The organism is Streptomyces sp. NPDC001604 (genome assembly GCF_042893475.1).
GTDB lineage: Bacteria > Actinomycetota > Actinomycetes > Streptomycetales > Streptomycetaceae > Streptomyces.
Map to the genome: position 1 here is coordinate 273,472 of NZ_JBIAUY010000007.1, position 14,575 is coordinate 288,046.

Below are 14,575 nucleotides of genomic sequence, written 5' to 3' on the forward strand. Positions count from 1 at the left end.
GGTCACTCGACACAGGTGTGCACGGATTGGCTGATTCCAGCGTCTCTAGCAGTGCCCGGCCCAATCCACTCGGAAGTCCGCCCAGACGTCACAAGGGAGCAAGGCGTTGTCCACCGTCATCGAACAACCCGTGGAGGCCCGCCTCGTCGCCGCCGCGCCGCGCATGCCGAGCATCCCGGCGAAGCTGCACTACGACCGCAGCGACCCGTTCGCGGTCCGTATGACCTTCCCGGCGCCTGCCACCCTGGAGGGCGTGGAGGTCTGCTGGACGTTCGCGCGCGAACTCCTCGCGGCCGGTCTGCACGAGCCCGAGGGCCACGGCGACGTGCGCGTGCGGCCGTACGGCTACGAGCGCACCGTCCTGGAGTTCCACGCCCCCGAGGGCACCGCCGTGGTGCACGTCCGGTCGCACGAGATACGCCGGTTCCTCGACGCCACGAGTGCGCTGGTGCCGGTGGGGCTGGAGCATCTGCAGCTGGATCTGGACCATGACTTGGCGGAGCTGATCCGCGACGCGTGCTGAGCGCTGCGCCGGCAGGTGCCCCGCCGGGTCGGTGGGGGCGGTCAGCGCAACGCCAGCAGCTTGTTCAGCTCGCCGTAGTCGAGGCCTCCCTCCAACGCCCCGTACGTCCCCGCTCCCAGCAGCTCCCGTGTGGCGCGGTGGACCAGGGCGTGGGCTGACTGGGCGACGGCCGAGCCCACGCTTACGCGGGCGACTCCGAGTGCGGCCAGTTCGGGGATGGGTAGGGCGCCGGGGCCTGCCATGACGTTCAGTGGACCGTCGATCCCGTCGACGAGGAGTTCGACCGTCTCCGGGTCGGTCGGCCCCGGGACGAAGATGCCGTCGGCGCCCGCGGCGAGGAAGGCCGCGGCCCGCTCCAGGGTGGCGTCCACTCCGCCCGCTCCCCTGAGGAACGTGTCGATCCGGGCATTGACGAACAGCGGCACCCCCTCCGCGTCAGCGGCCTCGCGGGCGGCCGCGATCCACTCGGCCTGTTCGCCGATGGGACGCAACGGCCCCTCCCCTGCCTCGTACAGCGCGTCCTCGATGTTCACGCCCACCGCGCCCGCGGCGAGCACCGCGCGGATCGTGTCGGCGACGCCCGCGGCGTCCTGTGCGTAGCCGCTCTCGACGTCCGCGCTGACCGGCACGTCGACCGCGGCCGCGATGTCCGCGACGGCGGCGAGGGCCCGGTCGCGGTCCAGCCGGTCGCCGTCCGCCGCGCCGAGGGCCCAGGACAGCCCCGCGCTGGTGGTGGCGACCGCGGCGGCACCCGCGTCCTCGACGATGCGGGCGCTCGCGATGTCCCAGGCGTTGGGCAGCACGAGCGGGCCGGCCTGCACGTGCAGCGAGCGGAAGGCGAGAGCGCGGTCACGGAGAGGGTTCTCGGTCGTCATGCGGCTCACTCAACCAGCCGCTCCCGGGCGGCAGCTGGCAGGAATCCGACATCTGGGTGGGCGCCGGGGCCGGGTGCGGTTCAGCCGCCCGTGGCCGCGGCGACCGCCGTCACGGACGCGGTCACCGCCGTGTGCACCTCGGTGACGACCCTCCGCAGCGCAGGCGCCGCCGCCCCGCTGCGCTCGGTCAGCTCCGCCACGCGCGCGTGGAGGCGTTTGCGGTCCTTGCCCGGCACCAGCGTGGGCAGCTCCGCGGCGGCGGCGAGGGCGACGACGGCCGCGTCCCGGTCGGAGACCTCCGCCACCGGCACCGGGCCCTCCAGAACCTGCCGCGCCCCCGCACGCAGCGCGTCCACGACGTCCGCCCGCGCCAGCACGTGCGCCACGCTCGGGAAGACCCCGAGGACCCGCTTCTTCTCCGCCCGCAGACAGCCCTCCGCCGTCAGTTGCTCCCGTACGGCGTCGAGGGTCACGCGCGCGTGCAGTGTCACCCAGGTCTGCCAGCGGTGCGGCCGGGACTCGCGGACCAGTTCCAGGAGCCCGTCGAGGACGGCGTCCCCGGTGAGGGAGTCCATGTCGGCGGGCGTGGCGATGCCGTCCTCGTCCACGAGAAGACCGCGCTGGGCCAGTTCGGTGAGGGCGCCGGCCCGCACCAGGTGATGCAGGCGGGCGGCGGCGGTGACCTCGCCGGTGTCGGTGTCCCAGGCCAGCAGATAGAGCCGGGCGGGCAGTGAGAGCGGGCCGTTGGGCACGGGGACTCCTTCGTGCGGTGAGGGCGGGATCAATTAATCCGTTGACAGCCCGCCGACCGCCTCCTACGGTGTACAGCGGTTCTGTTGCCGTCGATTGGAGAAGGACGTTGCTCGTCTGAGGTCCTGAGACACCGTGTCACACACATGAGGTGTGTGCGCTGCGTGCGACCTCGACGTTCGAGCCGTCCTGACGGAGCAGGGCTTTTTTCGTGCCCCAGGGCTCTCCTCTCCCGTCGTAGGTCTCCGGTGTCTCGATACGCGTTTGCCCCTGACCACACCAAGCAACCGCGAGGCCCGCATGTCTACTTCCATCACTTGTACGTCCCTGTCCTTCACCTGGCCCGACGGCACCCCCGTCTTCGAGGGCCTCGATGTGTCCTTCGCTCCCGGCAGGACGGGGCTCGTCGGCGTCAACGGGTCCGGGAAATCGACCCTGTTGAAGCTGATCGCCGGTGAGCTCGCCCCGGCCGACGGCGCCGTACGCGTCGCGGGCGAGGTCGGCTACCTCCCGCAGAACGTCACGCTCGACACCCGGCTGCGCGTCGACGAGGCGCTCGGCATCGCCGCACAGCGGGCCGCGCTGCTTGCCATCGAGTCGGGCGACGTGGCCGAGGAGCACTTCGAGACGGTCGGCGACGACTGGGACGTGGAGGAACGCGCGCTCGCCACGCTCGGTGAACTCGGCCTCGGGCACATCGAGTTGGACCGCACCATCGGCGAGGTGTCGGGCGGCGAGTCGGTGCTGCTGCGGCTGGCCGCACTGCTGCTGCGCCGCCCGGACGTCCTGCTCCTGGACGAGCCGACCAACAACCTCGACCTGTACGCGCGCAGGCGGCTGTACGCGGCCGTCGAGTCCTGGCCGGGAGTGATGGTCGTGGTCAGCCACGACCGCGAGCTCCTGGAACTGGTCGACCAGATCGCCGATCTGCGCTCCGGGGAGGTCACCTGGTTCGGCGGCAACTACTCCGCGTACGAGGAGGCTCTCGCCACCGAGCAGGAGGCCGCCGAGCGGATGGTGCGCGTCGCGGAGGCCGACTTCAGGAAGCAGAAGCGCGAACTGGTCGACGCCCAGGTCAAGTTGGCCCGCCGCAAACGGTACGGGCAGAAGATGTGGGAGCAGAAGCGCGAGCCGAAGATCGTCATGGGGGCGCGCAAGCGCGCGGCGCAGGAGTCCGCGGGCAAGCACCGCATCATGCACGAGGAGCGGCTCAGCGAGGCGAAGGACCGGCTCGACGAGGCGGTGGAGGCCGTGCGGGACGACGACGAGATCCGCGTCGACCTGCCGTACACGGCCGTACCGCCGGGCCGTACCGTCCTGACCCTCATGGACCTGCAGCTCGCGTACGGCGCGCGCGTGGCCGGCGGTCTTGATCTGCGCGGCCCGGAGCGGGTGGCGCTGATCGGGCGCAACGGCTCCGGCAAGACGACGCTGCTGCGCACCATCGCCGGGGAGCTGGCGCCGGTGGCGGGCGAGGCGCACGCGCATGTGCCGCTGCGTTTCCTGCCGCAGCGCCTCGACGTGCTCGACGGCGAGCTGTCGGTCGCCGAGAACGTGGCCCGGTTCGCGCCGGCCGCCACCAACAACCGGATCCGGGCGCGCCTTGCCCGCTTCCTGTTCCGTGGCGCCCGCGCCGACCAGAAGGCGGCCACCCTGTCCGGCGGCGAACGCTTCCGGGCGGCCCTGGCCGCGCTGATGCTGGCCGAACCGGCACCGCAGCTGCTGATGCTCGACGAGCCGACGAACAACCTCGACATGGCGAGCGTGCGGCAGCTGACGTCGGCCCTGGAGTCGTACGAAGGGGCGCTGGTCGTGGCCAGCCACGACCTGCCGTTCCTGGAGTCGATCGGGATCACCCGGTGGCTGCTGCTGGACGGTGAGCTGCAGGAGACGACGCCGGAGGCGATCGGATAGCTGCCGATCGCGCGTCTCAGGAGGGGCACAGCCTGGCAACGAGGGTTTTGCCGTCGCGGATCGGCGCTGCATGATGGCGGACCGGGTGTCGCGTCATGGGCGCCCGGTCTGCCGTCCCGCCGATTCGGAGTTCCGTCGTGCCCAGCAAGAAGGCCCTCGTCCGCCGCCCGAGCCCCCGCCTCGCCGAAGGGCTGGTGACGCACATCGAGCGGGAGAAGGTCGACTTCGATCTCGCGGTCGCGCAGTGGGAGGCGTATGTCGAGGCCCTGCGCGAGCACGGCTGGGAGACGGTCGAGGTGGACCCGGAGGACGACTGCCCGGACTCGGTGTTCGTCGAGGACACCGTCGTCATGTACAAGAACGTCGCGCTGATCACCCGTCCCGGGGCCGAGTCCCGGCGGGACGAGACGGCCGGCGTCGAGGAGGCCGTGGCGCGCCTGGGCTGCTCGGTGAACTGGATCTGGGAGCCGGGCACCCTGGACGGCGGTGACGTCCTGAAGATCGGCGACACGATCTACGTCGGCCGCGGCGGCCGCACCAACGCGGCCGGTGTCCAGCAGCTGCGGGCCGCCTTCGAGCCGCTGGGGGCGCGGGTCGTCGCCGTACCCGTGAGCAAGGTGCTGCACCTGAAGTCGGCGGTCACGGCGCTGCCCGACGGGACGGTCATCGGGCACATCCCCAAGGTGGACCGGCCGTCGCTGTTCCCGCGCTTCCTGTCGGTGCCCGAGGAGTCGGGCTCGCACGTGGTGCTGCTCGGCGGCAGCAAGCTGCTGATGGCGGCGAGCGCGCCGAAGTCGGCGGAGCTGCTCGCCGACCTCGGTCACGATCCGGTCGTGGTGGACATCAGCGAGTTCGAGAAGCTCGAGGGCTGTGTGACATGTCTCTCGGTGCGACTGCGGGAGCTGTACGCCTGACGGGTGTGCCGATCACCCTTCCAGCCCTGGGACCTGCGGGTCCTGGGGCTTTTCGGCCTTCCTTGGAAGTCCTACGAAACATGGCCTGATCAGGGATCTTTACACCGCGCTTAACCTACGGCTTCGTAACCTACGGTTTCGTAGCCTACGATCCCGTAGGTTCCGGCACCGCTCGCCGGTCTGTCCCCCTGTGTTGCGCGTCCCCCTGGAGTTCCCGTGACGATCACTTCCCCGCACCTCGGCAGCCCCGCCGTCTGGACCGACGCCAAGCTGCTGTACGCCCTGGAGGAAGTGGTCGAGACGGAACTCAACCGGCATCTGAAGGTCGCCAAGGACTGGATGCCGCACGAGTACGTGCCCTGGTCGGACGCCCGTAACTTCCCAGGCCTGTTCGAGGACGGCGAGGCCTGGGACAAGGAGCAGTCCAAGGTCACCGAGATCGGCCGGATCGCGCTGGTGGTGAACCTGCTCACCGAGGACAACCTGCCCAGCTACCACCACGAGATCGCCTCGCTGTTCGGCCGTGACGGCGCCTGGGGCACCTGGGTGCACCGCTGGACCGCCGAGGAGGGCCGGCACGGCATCGTGATGCGCGACTACCTGCTCGCCTCGCGCGCGGTGGACCCGGACAAGCTGGAAGCCTTCCGCATGGCCCACATGAGCGAGGGCTTCGAGTCGGACAACCGGCACTCGATGCTGCACTCGGTCGCCTACGTGGCCTTCCAGGAGCTCGCGACCCGTATCTCGCACCGCAACACCGGCCACCAGTCCGGCGACCCGGTCTGCGACCGCATGCTGGCGCGGATCGCAACTGACGAGAACCTCCACATGGTCTTCTACCGCAACCTCCTGAAGGCCGCCTTCGAGCTGGCTCCCGACCTGACCATGCAGGCGGTCCGGGACGTCGTGGTGAACTTCCGAATGCCCGGCCACGGCATGCCCGGCTTCGAGCGGTTCGCCGCGCAGATGGCGATCGGCGAGGTCTACAACCTGCGCATCCACCACGACGACGTGCTCCAGCCGGTCCTGCGCTTCCTGAAGATCATGGAGATCGACGGCCTCGGCCCCGAGGGGCAGCAGGCCCAGGACGAACTCGGCCTGTTCCTGGGCGGCCTGGACGCGGAGGCCCTGAAGTTCGACGAGAAGCTGGCGGCACGCAAGGCGCGCATGGCGGCACGCGCCGCAGGCTGACGGCACATCCGACGGCAGGCCCTGCTCCGGGCCGGGAAGCGGCCGGTACGCACGTGCGTACCGGCCGCTTCAGCGTGTCGTCCGCCTGAGCGCGAGGCGTTCCTTCTCCGACAGGCCGCCCCAGACGCCGAAGCGTTCATCGTTCTGCAGGGCGTACTCGAGGCAGGCCGGGCGCATCTCGCACATGCCGCAGATGCGCTTCGCCTCACGCACCGAGCTGCCCGGCTCCGGAAAGAAGAAGTCCGCCCCCGTCTGCGCGCACAGCGCCTGGGCCTGCCAGGCGAAGTCGGCCGGGGTGATGGTGTCGATGTGCATGGACGAGATCGTGCCGGGGGCCGAAAAACGTTCGATCAACGCGCCATCAACGCCGCCCGGCGGGGCCCCCGGCCACCCTGATGGTCGCGCCCTGCCCCACCGCCGCGCACGGCGGCGCGCGGAAGCCGGTGGAAAGAAGGCTCCGGCAGCGATTGTCAGTGGGCGGTGCAAGACTCGGCAGTGCAGAGAACGGGACCCTTCCGAGGAGGGCGAATATGCTCACCACCCGTTTCGTCAACGGCGCTCCCAACTGGCTCGACGTCAGCACCTCCGACATCGACGGCGCCATCTCCTTCTACGGCGGTCTCTTCGGCTGGCGGTTCCAGTCGGCGGGGCCGGACGCCGGCGGATACGGCTTCTTCCAGCTGGACGGGAAGACTGCGGCGGGCGGTGTGCAGACCACGCCCGAGCAGGGGCCGCCGTCCTGGACCGTGTACTTCCAGAGCGGGAACGCCGAGGCCACCGCCAAGGCGGCCGAGCAGGCGCACGGCAGTGTGCTGATGCAGCCCATGGACGTGATGGGCGAGGGACACATGGCGATCCTCGCCGACAAGGCGGGAGTGCCCTTCGGCATCTGGCAGCCCGGCCGTACCAAGGGCGTGGACGTGGCGAACGAGGCGGGGGCGCTGGCCTGGGTCGAGCTGTACACCCCCGACATCGCCGCGGCCGCCTGGTTCTACCTCGAGACGCTGGGCCTGGAGACGGCGGCGGTGGACTTCCCCGGTGGCACGTACACGACCGTCAACCCGGCCGGGGGCGGCGAGGACTCCATGTTCGGCGGCATCGTCCCGCTCGCCGAGGACCCGTCGGAGGACCGCGCCTACTGGCTGCCGTACTTCGAGGTCGCCGACACCGACGCCACGGTCGCCAGGGCACAGGAACTGGGCGGCGAGATCCGCGTCCCGGCCACCGACATCGAGGGCGTGGGCCGCTTCGCCAAGCTCGCCGATCCCTACGGCGCCCGCTTCGCGGTGATCAAGAGCGCACCACCGCAGACATGAGGTGACGAGGACGCCGAAGGGTCATGCCAGCGGGACGGCCGCGCGCGCCTGGGTGACCGCGGCCGCCAGCTGCTGCTGCACCTCCTCGGGCAGTGGCGTGCCCTGAACGGTGCCGACCAGGTCCTGGGCCAGGACGTGCAGCTTGGTGTTGGTGTTCTGGGAGGCCGTGACGAGCACGGTCCACGCCACCTCGGGGCTCAGGCTGAAGGAGGCCATCAGGATGCCGCGGGCCAGGTCTATGGCCGGGCGGGTCTGCATCGCCCGTCGCAGCTCGGCGACCTCCTTGCGCAGCTCCTGATCGACCGCCTCCGGCGCCTTCAGTCCGTCACCGGCGGCATTCGGCTCGGTGCTCCCGTCATGGTCGGCGCCGGGGCGCGCGAACAGCTCCCGGGCGCCGGTCAGCTCCAGCAGCCGGTCGACGGAAGGGCCGCTGGCGCTGATGGTGATCGTCTTGCCGTCGTCGAGAGCCTTCCGCCGCAGACCGAGCAGCAGGTTGAGCCCGGAGCAGTCGCAGAACCCGATGGCGCTCAGGTCCAGGTCGATACCGCTCGCCGAGCTGTCCAGGGCCTCCGTCAGGCCGCGTTCGAGCTGTAGACCGCCGTGGTCGAGCTCGCCGCACACCCGGACGTTCATGCGATCGCCGTCCGGCACCACGTCGATCGTCACCAGGCATGTCTGCGCCTCCTGCGCAGGCTCCGGCATGGCCGTCTCTCCCTCGAGTGCTCGTCCGTCCGCTCCCAAGGTTCCCCCCTTCCCCGGCACACGTCAAGAAATACATGAAATCCAGTACGTGCTTTTGAATGCGCGAATAGTGAGTCGCTACAGTTGGCACATGGATGGAGTGCCCGAGCCACACACCGGATGGACGTTCATCACGAATCACGCGCGCGTACTGGCAGCCATCGCCGACAACCACAGCGCCCGGATCCGCGACATCGCCGCACGCTGCCGCCTCACCGAACGCGCCGTCCAGAAGATCATTTCCGACCTGGAACAGGCCGGCTATCTCTCCCACACCAGGGAGGGACGGACCAACACCTATCGGATCGATCCGAGCAAGGTCCTGCGCCATCCCGCCGAGGCCGGACTGACCGTGGCAGCGCTGCTCTCCCTGCTCGTGCAGGACGAGGCGGACCGCTCCACCGGCTCATCCAGCAGCCGGCGTTCCCACGCCACGGCCTGACGCCACCACGGCCCGGCCGAGCTGCCCGCGCCCGGCGGAGACGCATTCGGCTCAGGCCGAGGCCCGTCGCACAAGCGTCGTCGGCAGGACCACGCCGGCCGGCGCGTCTGCGACGCCCTGGTCGGCGGAGCGGGGACCGAGGCGGCGCAGCAGCAGCCGGGCCATCAGCCGGCCCATCTCCTCGATGTCCTGACGCACCGTCGTCAGCGGCGGATCGGTCTGCTCGGCGACCGGCAGCATGTCGTCGAAGCCGATCACGGCGACGTCCTCGGGCACTCGCCGCCCGCGCTCACGCAGCACGCGCAGGGCACCCGCCGCGGTGAGGTCGTTGGCGGCGAACACGGCGTCCAGGTCGGGGCGGCGCTCGAGGAGTTCACGCATCGCCCGCTCACCGCCGGCCGGGGTGAAGTCGCTCTCGACGACGAGCCGGGGATCGGCGTCGACCATGACGTCCCGGAATCCGTCGAGCCGGTCCGCCGCGGACGTCTGGTCGAGGGGCCCGGTGATGTGTGCGATCCGGGTCCGGCCGAGGCCGGCGAGATGACGTACGGCCTCGCGGGCGCCGCCGCGGTTGTCGCTGTCGACGTAGACCACCCCGCTGCGGCCGTCGCTCCAGCCGGGCCGCCCGCCGAACACGGTCGGCACGCCCGCGTGCTGGATCAGCCCGGGCAGCGGGTCGTCGAGGTGCAGGGAGAAGACGAGGGCACCGTCGACATGACCGCCGGCCAGATAGCGGCCGACGCGGGCGTGGTCGTCGCGGCCCTCGGTGAGCAGCAGCACGAGCTGGTTGTCGTGGGCCGTCAACTCCTTGCTGATGCCCCTGAGTTGCAGCGCGAAGAAGGGGTCGGCGAAGACGCGGGTCTCCGGCTCCGCGATGACCACGGCCACGGCGTCATGCCGTCTGGTCACCAGGGAGCGGGCGGCCTGGTTGGGCACGTATCCGAGTTCCTCCACCGCCCGCCGGACCCGTGCCACCAGGGGTTCCCTGACCCCGTCGCCGCCGTTCACCACGCGTGAGACGGTCGCCCGGGACACGCCCGCCCGGGCGGCCACGGCCTCCAGCGTGGGGCGCGGCGCTGTGTCGGTCACTTCGGGCTCCTGCTCCTGCTCGGCGGTTGCCGATCAGGATAGCTCCGGGCGGGCAGCGCCGTGAGAGCGCTCTCGGATCATCGGGATCCGCCGTGGCGGCCAGGTCCTCTCCCCGCCGCGCCCGTCAAGGGGCTGTAGGCGGCTGCTTCTTCGCCCGGCTCGGCTGTACCCGCTTGGGCTCCCCCGGCATCTTGGGGTACTCGGGCGGGTACGGCAGATCCCCCAGCCCGTGGTCGTGCTCGTCGCGGCGGGCGAGTTCGAGCAGGGCCTCCAGCGAGAAGCGCCGGTCGTCCATGTCCGCGTGCACATCGCCGAGTTCGGCGAAGCGCGCGGGCATGGTCGCGATGTCGAAGTCCCGCGGGTGCGCAACGCCCACTTCGTCCCACCGCAGGGGCGCCGAGACCGGGGCGTGCGGGCGGGGCCGTACGGAGTAGGCGGAGGCGATGGTGCGGTCGCGGGCGGTCTGATTGTAGTCGATGAAGATCTTCTCGCCCCGCTCCTCCTTCCACCACTTGATCGTCACGTGGTCCGGCATCCGGCGTTCCATCTCCCGGCCCACGGCGATGGCGGCACGGCGGACCTGGGTGAAGGTCCAGCGCGGCTCGATCGGCACGAAGACGTGCAGTCCGCGCCCGCCGGAGGTCTTCGGGAAGCCCTTGAGGCCGCCGAACTCGTCGAGGACGGCGCGCAGTTCGTGGGCGGCGCGGACGGCGTCGTCGTAGTCGGTGCCGGGCTGCGGGTCGAGGTCGATGCGGAGTTCGTCGGGGCGGTCGACGTCGTCGCGGCGCACCGGCCAGGGGTGGAAGGTGAGCGTGCCGTACTGGGCCGCCCACAGGACCGCCGCCTCCTCGGTGGGGCACATCTCGTCGGCGCTGCGGCCGCTGGGGAAGGTGATGTGGGCGGTCGGGATCCAGTCGGGCATGTTCTTGGGCGCCCGTTTCTGGAAGAAGTTCTCGCCGGTCACCCCCTCCGGATAGCGCTCCAGGGTGGTGGGCCGGTCGCGCAGGGCGCGCAGGATGCCGGGGCCGACCGCGATGTAGTACCGGGCGAGGTCCAGCTTGGTGAAACCGCGCTCCGGGAAGAAGATCTTGTCCGGGCTGGACAGGCGGACGGTGCGGCCGCCCGCTTCCAGTTCCACCGCTTCACCCATGCGGCCACGGTAGGCGCACCTCACACACCTCGCATACCGGGCGGCAAGCGACGTATGCGAGCAGAATCGGACGCATGGATCTGCCCGTGATGCCGCCCGTGAAGCCGATGCTCGCCAAGTCGGTGGCGAGGATTCCGCCGGACATGCACTACGAGGCGAAGTGGGACGGCTTCCGGGCGATCGTGTTCCGCGACGGGACCGAGGTCGAGCTCGGCAGCCGTACGGGCAAGCCGCTGACCAGGTACTTTCCCGAGTTGGTGGCGGCGGTGAAGGAGCGGGTGCCCGAGCGGTGCGTGCTGGACGGGGAGATCGTCATCGCCCGGGAGGGCCGGCTGGACTTCGACGCGCTCACCGAGCGCATCCACCCGGCGGACTCCCGGGTGCGGATGCTCGCGGAGAGGACCCCGGCGTCGTTCGTGGCCTTCGACCTGCTGGCCCTGGCGGACGAGTCGCTGCTCGATGTGCAGCTGACCGACCGGCGTGCGCTGCTGGAGCGGGCGCTGTCCGAGGTCACCGCGCCGGTCCACCTCGCGCCGGCCACCACCGACATCGATGTGGCGCAGAGCTGGTTCGAGCAGTACGAGGGGGCGGGCCTGGACGGCGTCATCGCCAAGCCGCTCACCGGCCGCTACCTCCAGGACGAGCGCGCCATGTACAAGATCAAGCACGAGCGCACGGCGGACGTCGTCGTCGCGGGCTACCGCTTCCACAAGAGCGGCCCGATCGTGGGCTCACTGCTGCTAGGCCTCTACGACGACCGGGGTGCCCTGCAGCACGTGGGCGTGTCGGCGGCGTTCCCGATGAAGCGGCGCGCGGAGCTGGTCGAGGAACTGGAGCCCCTGCGGATGGAGGACACCGCAGGGCACCCCTGGGCGGCCTGGTCCGACGAGACGGCGCACGAGACGGCCCGGCTGCCCGGCGCCCCGAGCCGCTGGTCGGGCAAGAAGGACCTGTCCTGGGTGCCGCTGCGACCGGAGCGGGTGGCCGAGGTGGCGTACGACCACATGGAGAACGGGGCGCGCTTCCGGCACACGGCCCGCTTCCGCCGCTGGCGGCCGGACCGCACCCCGGAGAGCTGCACCTACGCGCAGCTGGAGGAGCCGGTGCGGTACGACCTGGCGGAGGTCTTCGGGAGCCGGGCTTGACCGGCGCTGCCGTGCCGCCCGGGGGCTCCGCCCCCAGACCCCCGTATCGGCCTGAACGGCCTCGTCCTCAAACGCCGGACGGGCTGGGTTGCACGCACCGACGGCCTGGTGCGCGCACCCTACGGCGTCATCAGCACCTTGACCGCGCCGTCCTGTTTGCGCTGGAACATCTCGTAGGCGTGCGGGGCCTCGGTCAGCGGCAGCCGGTGGGTGGCGAAGTCGTCGACGCCGAGGGGGTCCTCGTCCGTCAGGTACGGGATGATCTCGTCGCTCCAGTGGCGCACGTTGGCCTGGCCCATGCGGATCTGGATCTGCTTGTCGAACATGGTGAGCAGCGGCATCGGATCGGCCGTGCCGCCGTAGACGCCGACGAGGGAGAGCGTGCCGCCGCGGCGGACCAGTTCGATGGCGGTGTGCAGCGCGGCCAGGCGGTCGATGCTGAAGCGTTCGGCGAGCGGGCCCGCGAGCTTGCGGGGCAGCAGGGCCGAGGCCTGCTGGGCCAGCCGGGCGGCCGCGCTGCCGTGGGCCTCGGTGCCGACCGCGTCGATCACGGCGTCGGGGCCGCGCCCGTCGGTCTCGTCACGGATCGCCTGCACGAGCTCCTTCTCGCTGTCGAAGCTCCGCAGGTCGTACGTCTCCACGCCGCGCGCCTTCGCCCGGCGCAGCCGCTCGCCCACCAGGTCCACCCCGAACACCCGCCCGGCGCCGCGCACTTGGGCGACCCGGCAGGCCATGTCACCGATCGGCCCGAGACCGAGCACGGCGACGCTGCCGCCCTCGGGGATCCCGGCGTACTCGACCGCCTGCCACGCGGTGGGCAGGACGTCGGAGAGATAGACGAAACGGTCGTCGGGGGGACCTTCCGGAACCTTGATCGGCCCGTACTGCGCCTGCGGCACCCGCAGGTACTCGGCCTGGGCGCCCGGCACCGCGCCGTACAGGCGGGTGTAGCCGAAGAGAGCGGCGCCCATGCCCTCGCCGGTCACCTGTGTGGTCTCGCACTGCGTCGGCAGCCCCGTCAGACACATCCAGCAGTTGCCGCACGCGATCTGGAACGGCACCACCACCCGGTCGCCCGCCGCGAGGTCCGGCACCGCGGCCCCGACCTCCTCGACGATGCCCATCGGTTCGTGCCCGAGGATGTCGCCCGGTGTCATGAACGGCGTGAGCACCTCGTACAGATGCAGATCGGAGCCGCACAGCCCCGTCGAGGTGATGCGGATGACGGCGTCGGTCGGCTCCTGGATGCCCGGATCGGGCACCTCCTCCACCCGTACGTCCCGCTTCCCCTGCCAGGTCACAGCCTTCATCGCGTGGCGCTCCCTCCATCGATCGGCGTGTCTGCTCCTGCGGTGCGGCCCGGGTACCCGCCCCGCCACTTCCCGAAGCGGGATCGGGAGCACGGCCGGGAACAGGGCCCGGAGCGGGTCAGGGCCAATGGGCGTATCGAACGCGCCCGGTCAGAACCGATCGGGTATGGGCATCAATGAACGTATAAGCGCACAATCATTGACACGGGATGTGGTGGCCACGGTGAGCACGGGACGGTGCGCGCGTCCGCGACGCGCCTCGATGACAGTGGCGCTGCTGGCCGCCACGGCGACGGCCGCGCTGGCGGCGGGCTGCACACATCAGCACGGTCCGGCGCAGGACGGACGCGGCCGGACGCAGACCCCCCGGCAGCCGCAGCAGACCGCCGCCGGCGCCCCCGTACTCGCCGTGAAGATCGACAACGCGCCCGAGGCCCGGCCCCAGACGGGGCTCGGCTCGGCGGACGTCGTGTACGCGGAACAGGTCGAGGGCGGGCTGAGCCGACTGATGGCGGTGTACGCGAGCACGCTGCCGAAGGTCGTCGGCCCGGTGCGCAGCGCCCGCGAGTCGGATCTGGAACTGCTGCGCCAGTTCCACCGTCCGACGCTCGCCTTCTCCGGGGCGCAGCACAAGCTGCTGCCGCTGATCAACAGCGCGCCTCTGCAGGCTGAACCGCCCGAAAAGGCGCCCGGAGCATACTTCCGCGGCACCGGCAGACCCGCACCGCACAACCTCTATCTGCACCCTGCCCGCCTGATGTCGTCGCCCCCGGGCGCGAAGGCGCTGACCACCGGTTTCCGCTACGGCGCCGCACCGGCCGGGGGCAGACCGGAGAACACCCGCACCATCCGCTTCCCGGCCGCCGGCTTCACCTTCACCTGGTCCGCGGACCTGCACCGCTACCTCGTCGCGATGGACGGGCACCCCACCACGACGACCGACGGAAAGCGGGTGGCGCCGGCGACGGTCGTCGTGCAGTACGTGAAGGTGCGCCAGTCCGCCTTCCACGACCGCCTCGGCAACAACACGCCGTACACCGAGACGGTCGGCTCCGGAAAGGCGCAGGTCCTGCGCGACGGACGGGTCTACGACGTCGACTGGCAGCGCAGGAAGGCCACCGACGGCACACGGTTCACGACGAAGGACGGCAGTCCGGTCGACTTCGCGGAGGGCCAGGTATGGGTGGTACTGACGAAGGCACCGGGCTAGGTCCG

The 14,575-nt window shown here is 71.0% G+C and carries 15 protein-coding genes; 8 read left to right on the forward strand and 7 right to left on the reverse strand.

Annotation, left to right across the window (positions count from 1 at the left end; translation table 11 throughout):
• The first annotated feature begins 106 nt into the window (after positions 1-106).
• The gene (locus ACFY1E_RS21920; protein ID WP_030936289.1) at positions 107-523 is read left to right on the forward strand and encodes an SsgA family sporulation/cell division regulator; all 417 of its coding nucleotides are present in this window, start codon (positions 107-109) and stop codon (positions 521-523) included.
• Positions 524-564: 41 nt separating this feature from the next.
• On the opposite strand, the gene ACFY1E_RS21925 is transcribed toward ACFY1E_RS21920, so the two are convergent.
• Positions 565-1,398 carry an isocitrate lyase/phosphoenolpyruvate mutase family protein gene (locus ACFY1E_RS21925; protein WP_389078382.1) on the reverse strand — a complete coding sequence of 278 codons (834 nt, stop codon included), beginning with the start codon at positions 1,396-1,398 and terminating at the stop codon, positions 565-567.
• Positions 1,399-1,478: 80 nt separating this feature from the next.
• A complete protein-coding gene (locus tag ACFY1E_RS21930) occupies positions 1,479-2,150 on the reverse strand; it encodes a GPP34 family phosphoprotein (RefSeq protein ID WP_389078383.1) in 672 nt (223 codons plus the stop codon).
• A 298-nt stretch (positions 2,151-2,448) separates the two neighbouring features.
• Between ACFY1E_RS21930 and ACFY1E_RS21935 the strand changes: the two genes are divergently transcribed.
• From ACFY1E_RS21935 to ACFY1E_RS21945, 3 genes are all read left to right on the forward strand, one after another.
• Positions 2,449-4,062, forward strand: a complete 1,614-nt coding sequence (locus tag ACFY1E_RS21935) for an ABC-F family ATP-binding cassette domain-containing protein (RefSeq protein ID WP_389078385.1) — start codon at positions 2,449-2,451, stop codon at positions 4,060-4,062.
• Positions 4,063-4,199: 137 nt separating this feature from the next.
• Entirely contained in the window at positions 4,200-4,976 is a 777-nt protein-coding gene (ddaH, locus tag ACFY1E_RS21940; RefSeq protein WP_389078386.1) for a dimethylargininase, read from the forward strand.
• A 216-nt stretch (positions 4,977-5,192) separates the two neighbouring features.
• On the forward strand, positions 5,193-6,167 hold the full coding sequence (locus tag ACFY1E_RS21945) for an acyl-ACP desaturase (protein ID WP_344400290.1): 975 nt from the start codon (positions 5,193-5,195) through the stop codon (positions 6,165-6,167).
• A gap of 69 nt (positions 6,168-6,236) precedes the next feature.
• Here the strand turns inward: ACFY1E_RS21945 and ACFY1E_RS21950 are convergent, their stop codons facing one another.
• Positions 6,237-6,482, reverse strand: a complete 246-nt coding sequence (locus ACFY1E_RS21950) for a WhiB family transcriptional regulator (protein WP_389078389.1) — start codon at positions 6,480-6,482, stop codon at positions 6,237-6,239.
• A 215-nt stretch (positions 6,483-6,697) separates the two neighbouring features.
• Here ACFY1E_RS21950 and ACFY1E_RS21955 point away from each other — a divergent pair, with 215 nt between their 5' ends.
• Complete coding sequence (locus ACFY1E_RS21955; RefSeq protein WP_389078392.1) at positions 6,698-7,483, forward strand: VOC family protein; 786 nt, start codon at positions 6,698-6,700, stop codon at positions 7,481-7,483.
• A gap of 21 nt (positions 7,484-7,504) precedes the next feature.
• Here ACFY1E_RS21955 and ACFY1E_RS21960 read toward each other — a convergent pair whose 3' ends face one another.
• Positions 7,505-8,185 (reverse strand): ANTAR domain-containing protein, encoded by a 681-nt coding sequence (locus tag ACFY1E_RS21960; RefSeq protein ID WP_389078394.1) that lies wholly within the window; start codon positions 8,183-8,185, stop codon positions 7,505-7,507.
• 130 nt (positions 8,186-8,315) lie between these two features.
• On the opposite strand from ACFY1E_RS21960, the gene ACFY1E_RS21965 reads away from it, so the two are divergent.
• Complete coding sequence (locus ACFY1E_RS21965; RefSeq protein WP_389078397.1) at positions 8,316-8,666, forward strand: helix-turn-helix transcriptional regulator; 351 nt, start codon at positions 8,316-8,318, stop codon at positions 8,664-8,666.
• 51 nt (positions 8,667-8,717) lie between these two features.
• Here the strand turns inward: ACFY1E_RS21965 and ACFY1E_RS21970 are convergent, their stop codons facing one another.
• Together ACFY1E_RS21970 and ligD are read right to left on the reverse strand one after the other, a co-directional pair.
• Positions 8,718-9,755, reverse strand: coding sequence for a LacI family DNA-binding transcriptional regulator (locus tag ACFY1E_RS21970; RefSeq protein WP_389078399.1), 1,038 nt, complete (start codon positions 9,753-9,755; stop codon positions 8,718-8,720).
• A gap of 124 nt (positions 9,756-9,879) precedes the next feature.
• Entirely contained in the window at positions 9,880-10,905 is a 1,026-nt protein-coding gene (gene ligD / locus ACFY1E_RS21975; RefSeq protein ID WP_389078401.1) for a non-homologous end-joining DNA ligase, read from the reverse strand.
• Positions 10,906-10,979: 74 nt separating this feature from the next.
• Between ligD and ACFY1E_RS21980 the strand changes: the two genes are divergently transcribed.
• Positions 10,980-12,050: an ATP-dependent DNA ligase gene (locus ACFY1E_RS21980; protein ID WP_389078403.1), complete on the forward strand. Its 1,071-nt coding sequence runs from the start codon at positions 10,980-10,982 to the stop codon at positions 12,048-12,050.
• Positions 12,051-12,169: 119 nt separating this feature from the next.
• Here the strand turns inward: ACFY1E_RS21980 and ACFY1E_RS21985 are convergent, their stop codons facing one another.
• Positions 12,170-13,360, reverse strand: a complete 1,191-nt coding sequence (locus ACFY1E_RS21985) for a zinc-dependent alcohol dehydrogenase (RefSeq protein ID WP_389078405.1) — start codon at positions 13,358-13,360, stop codon at positions 12,170-12,172.
• A gap of 262 nt (positions 13,361-13,622) precedes the next feature.
• On the opposite strand from ACFY1E_RS21985, the gene ACFY1E_RS21990 reads away from it, so the two are divergent.
• The gene (locus tag ACFY1E_RS21990; protein ID WP_389078635.1) at positions 13,623-14,570 is read left to right on the forward strand and encodes a DUF3048 domain-containing protein; all 948 of its coding nucleotides are present in this window, start codon (positions 13,623-13,625) and stop codon (positions 14,568-14,570) included.
• The last annotated feature ends 5 nt before the right edge of the window (positions 14,571-14,575 follow it).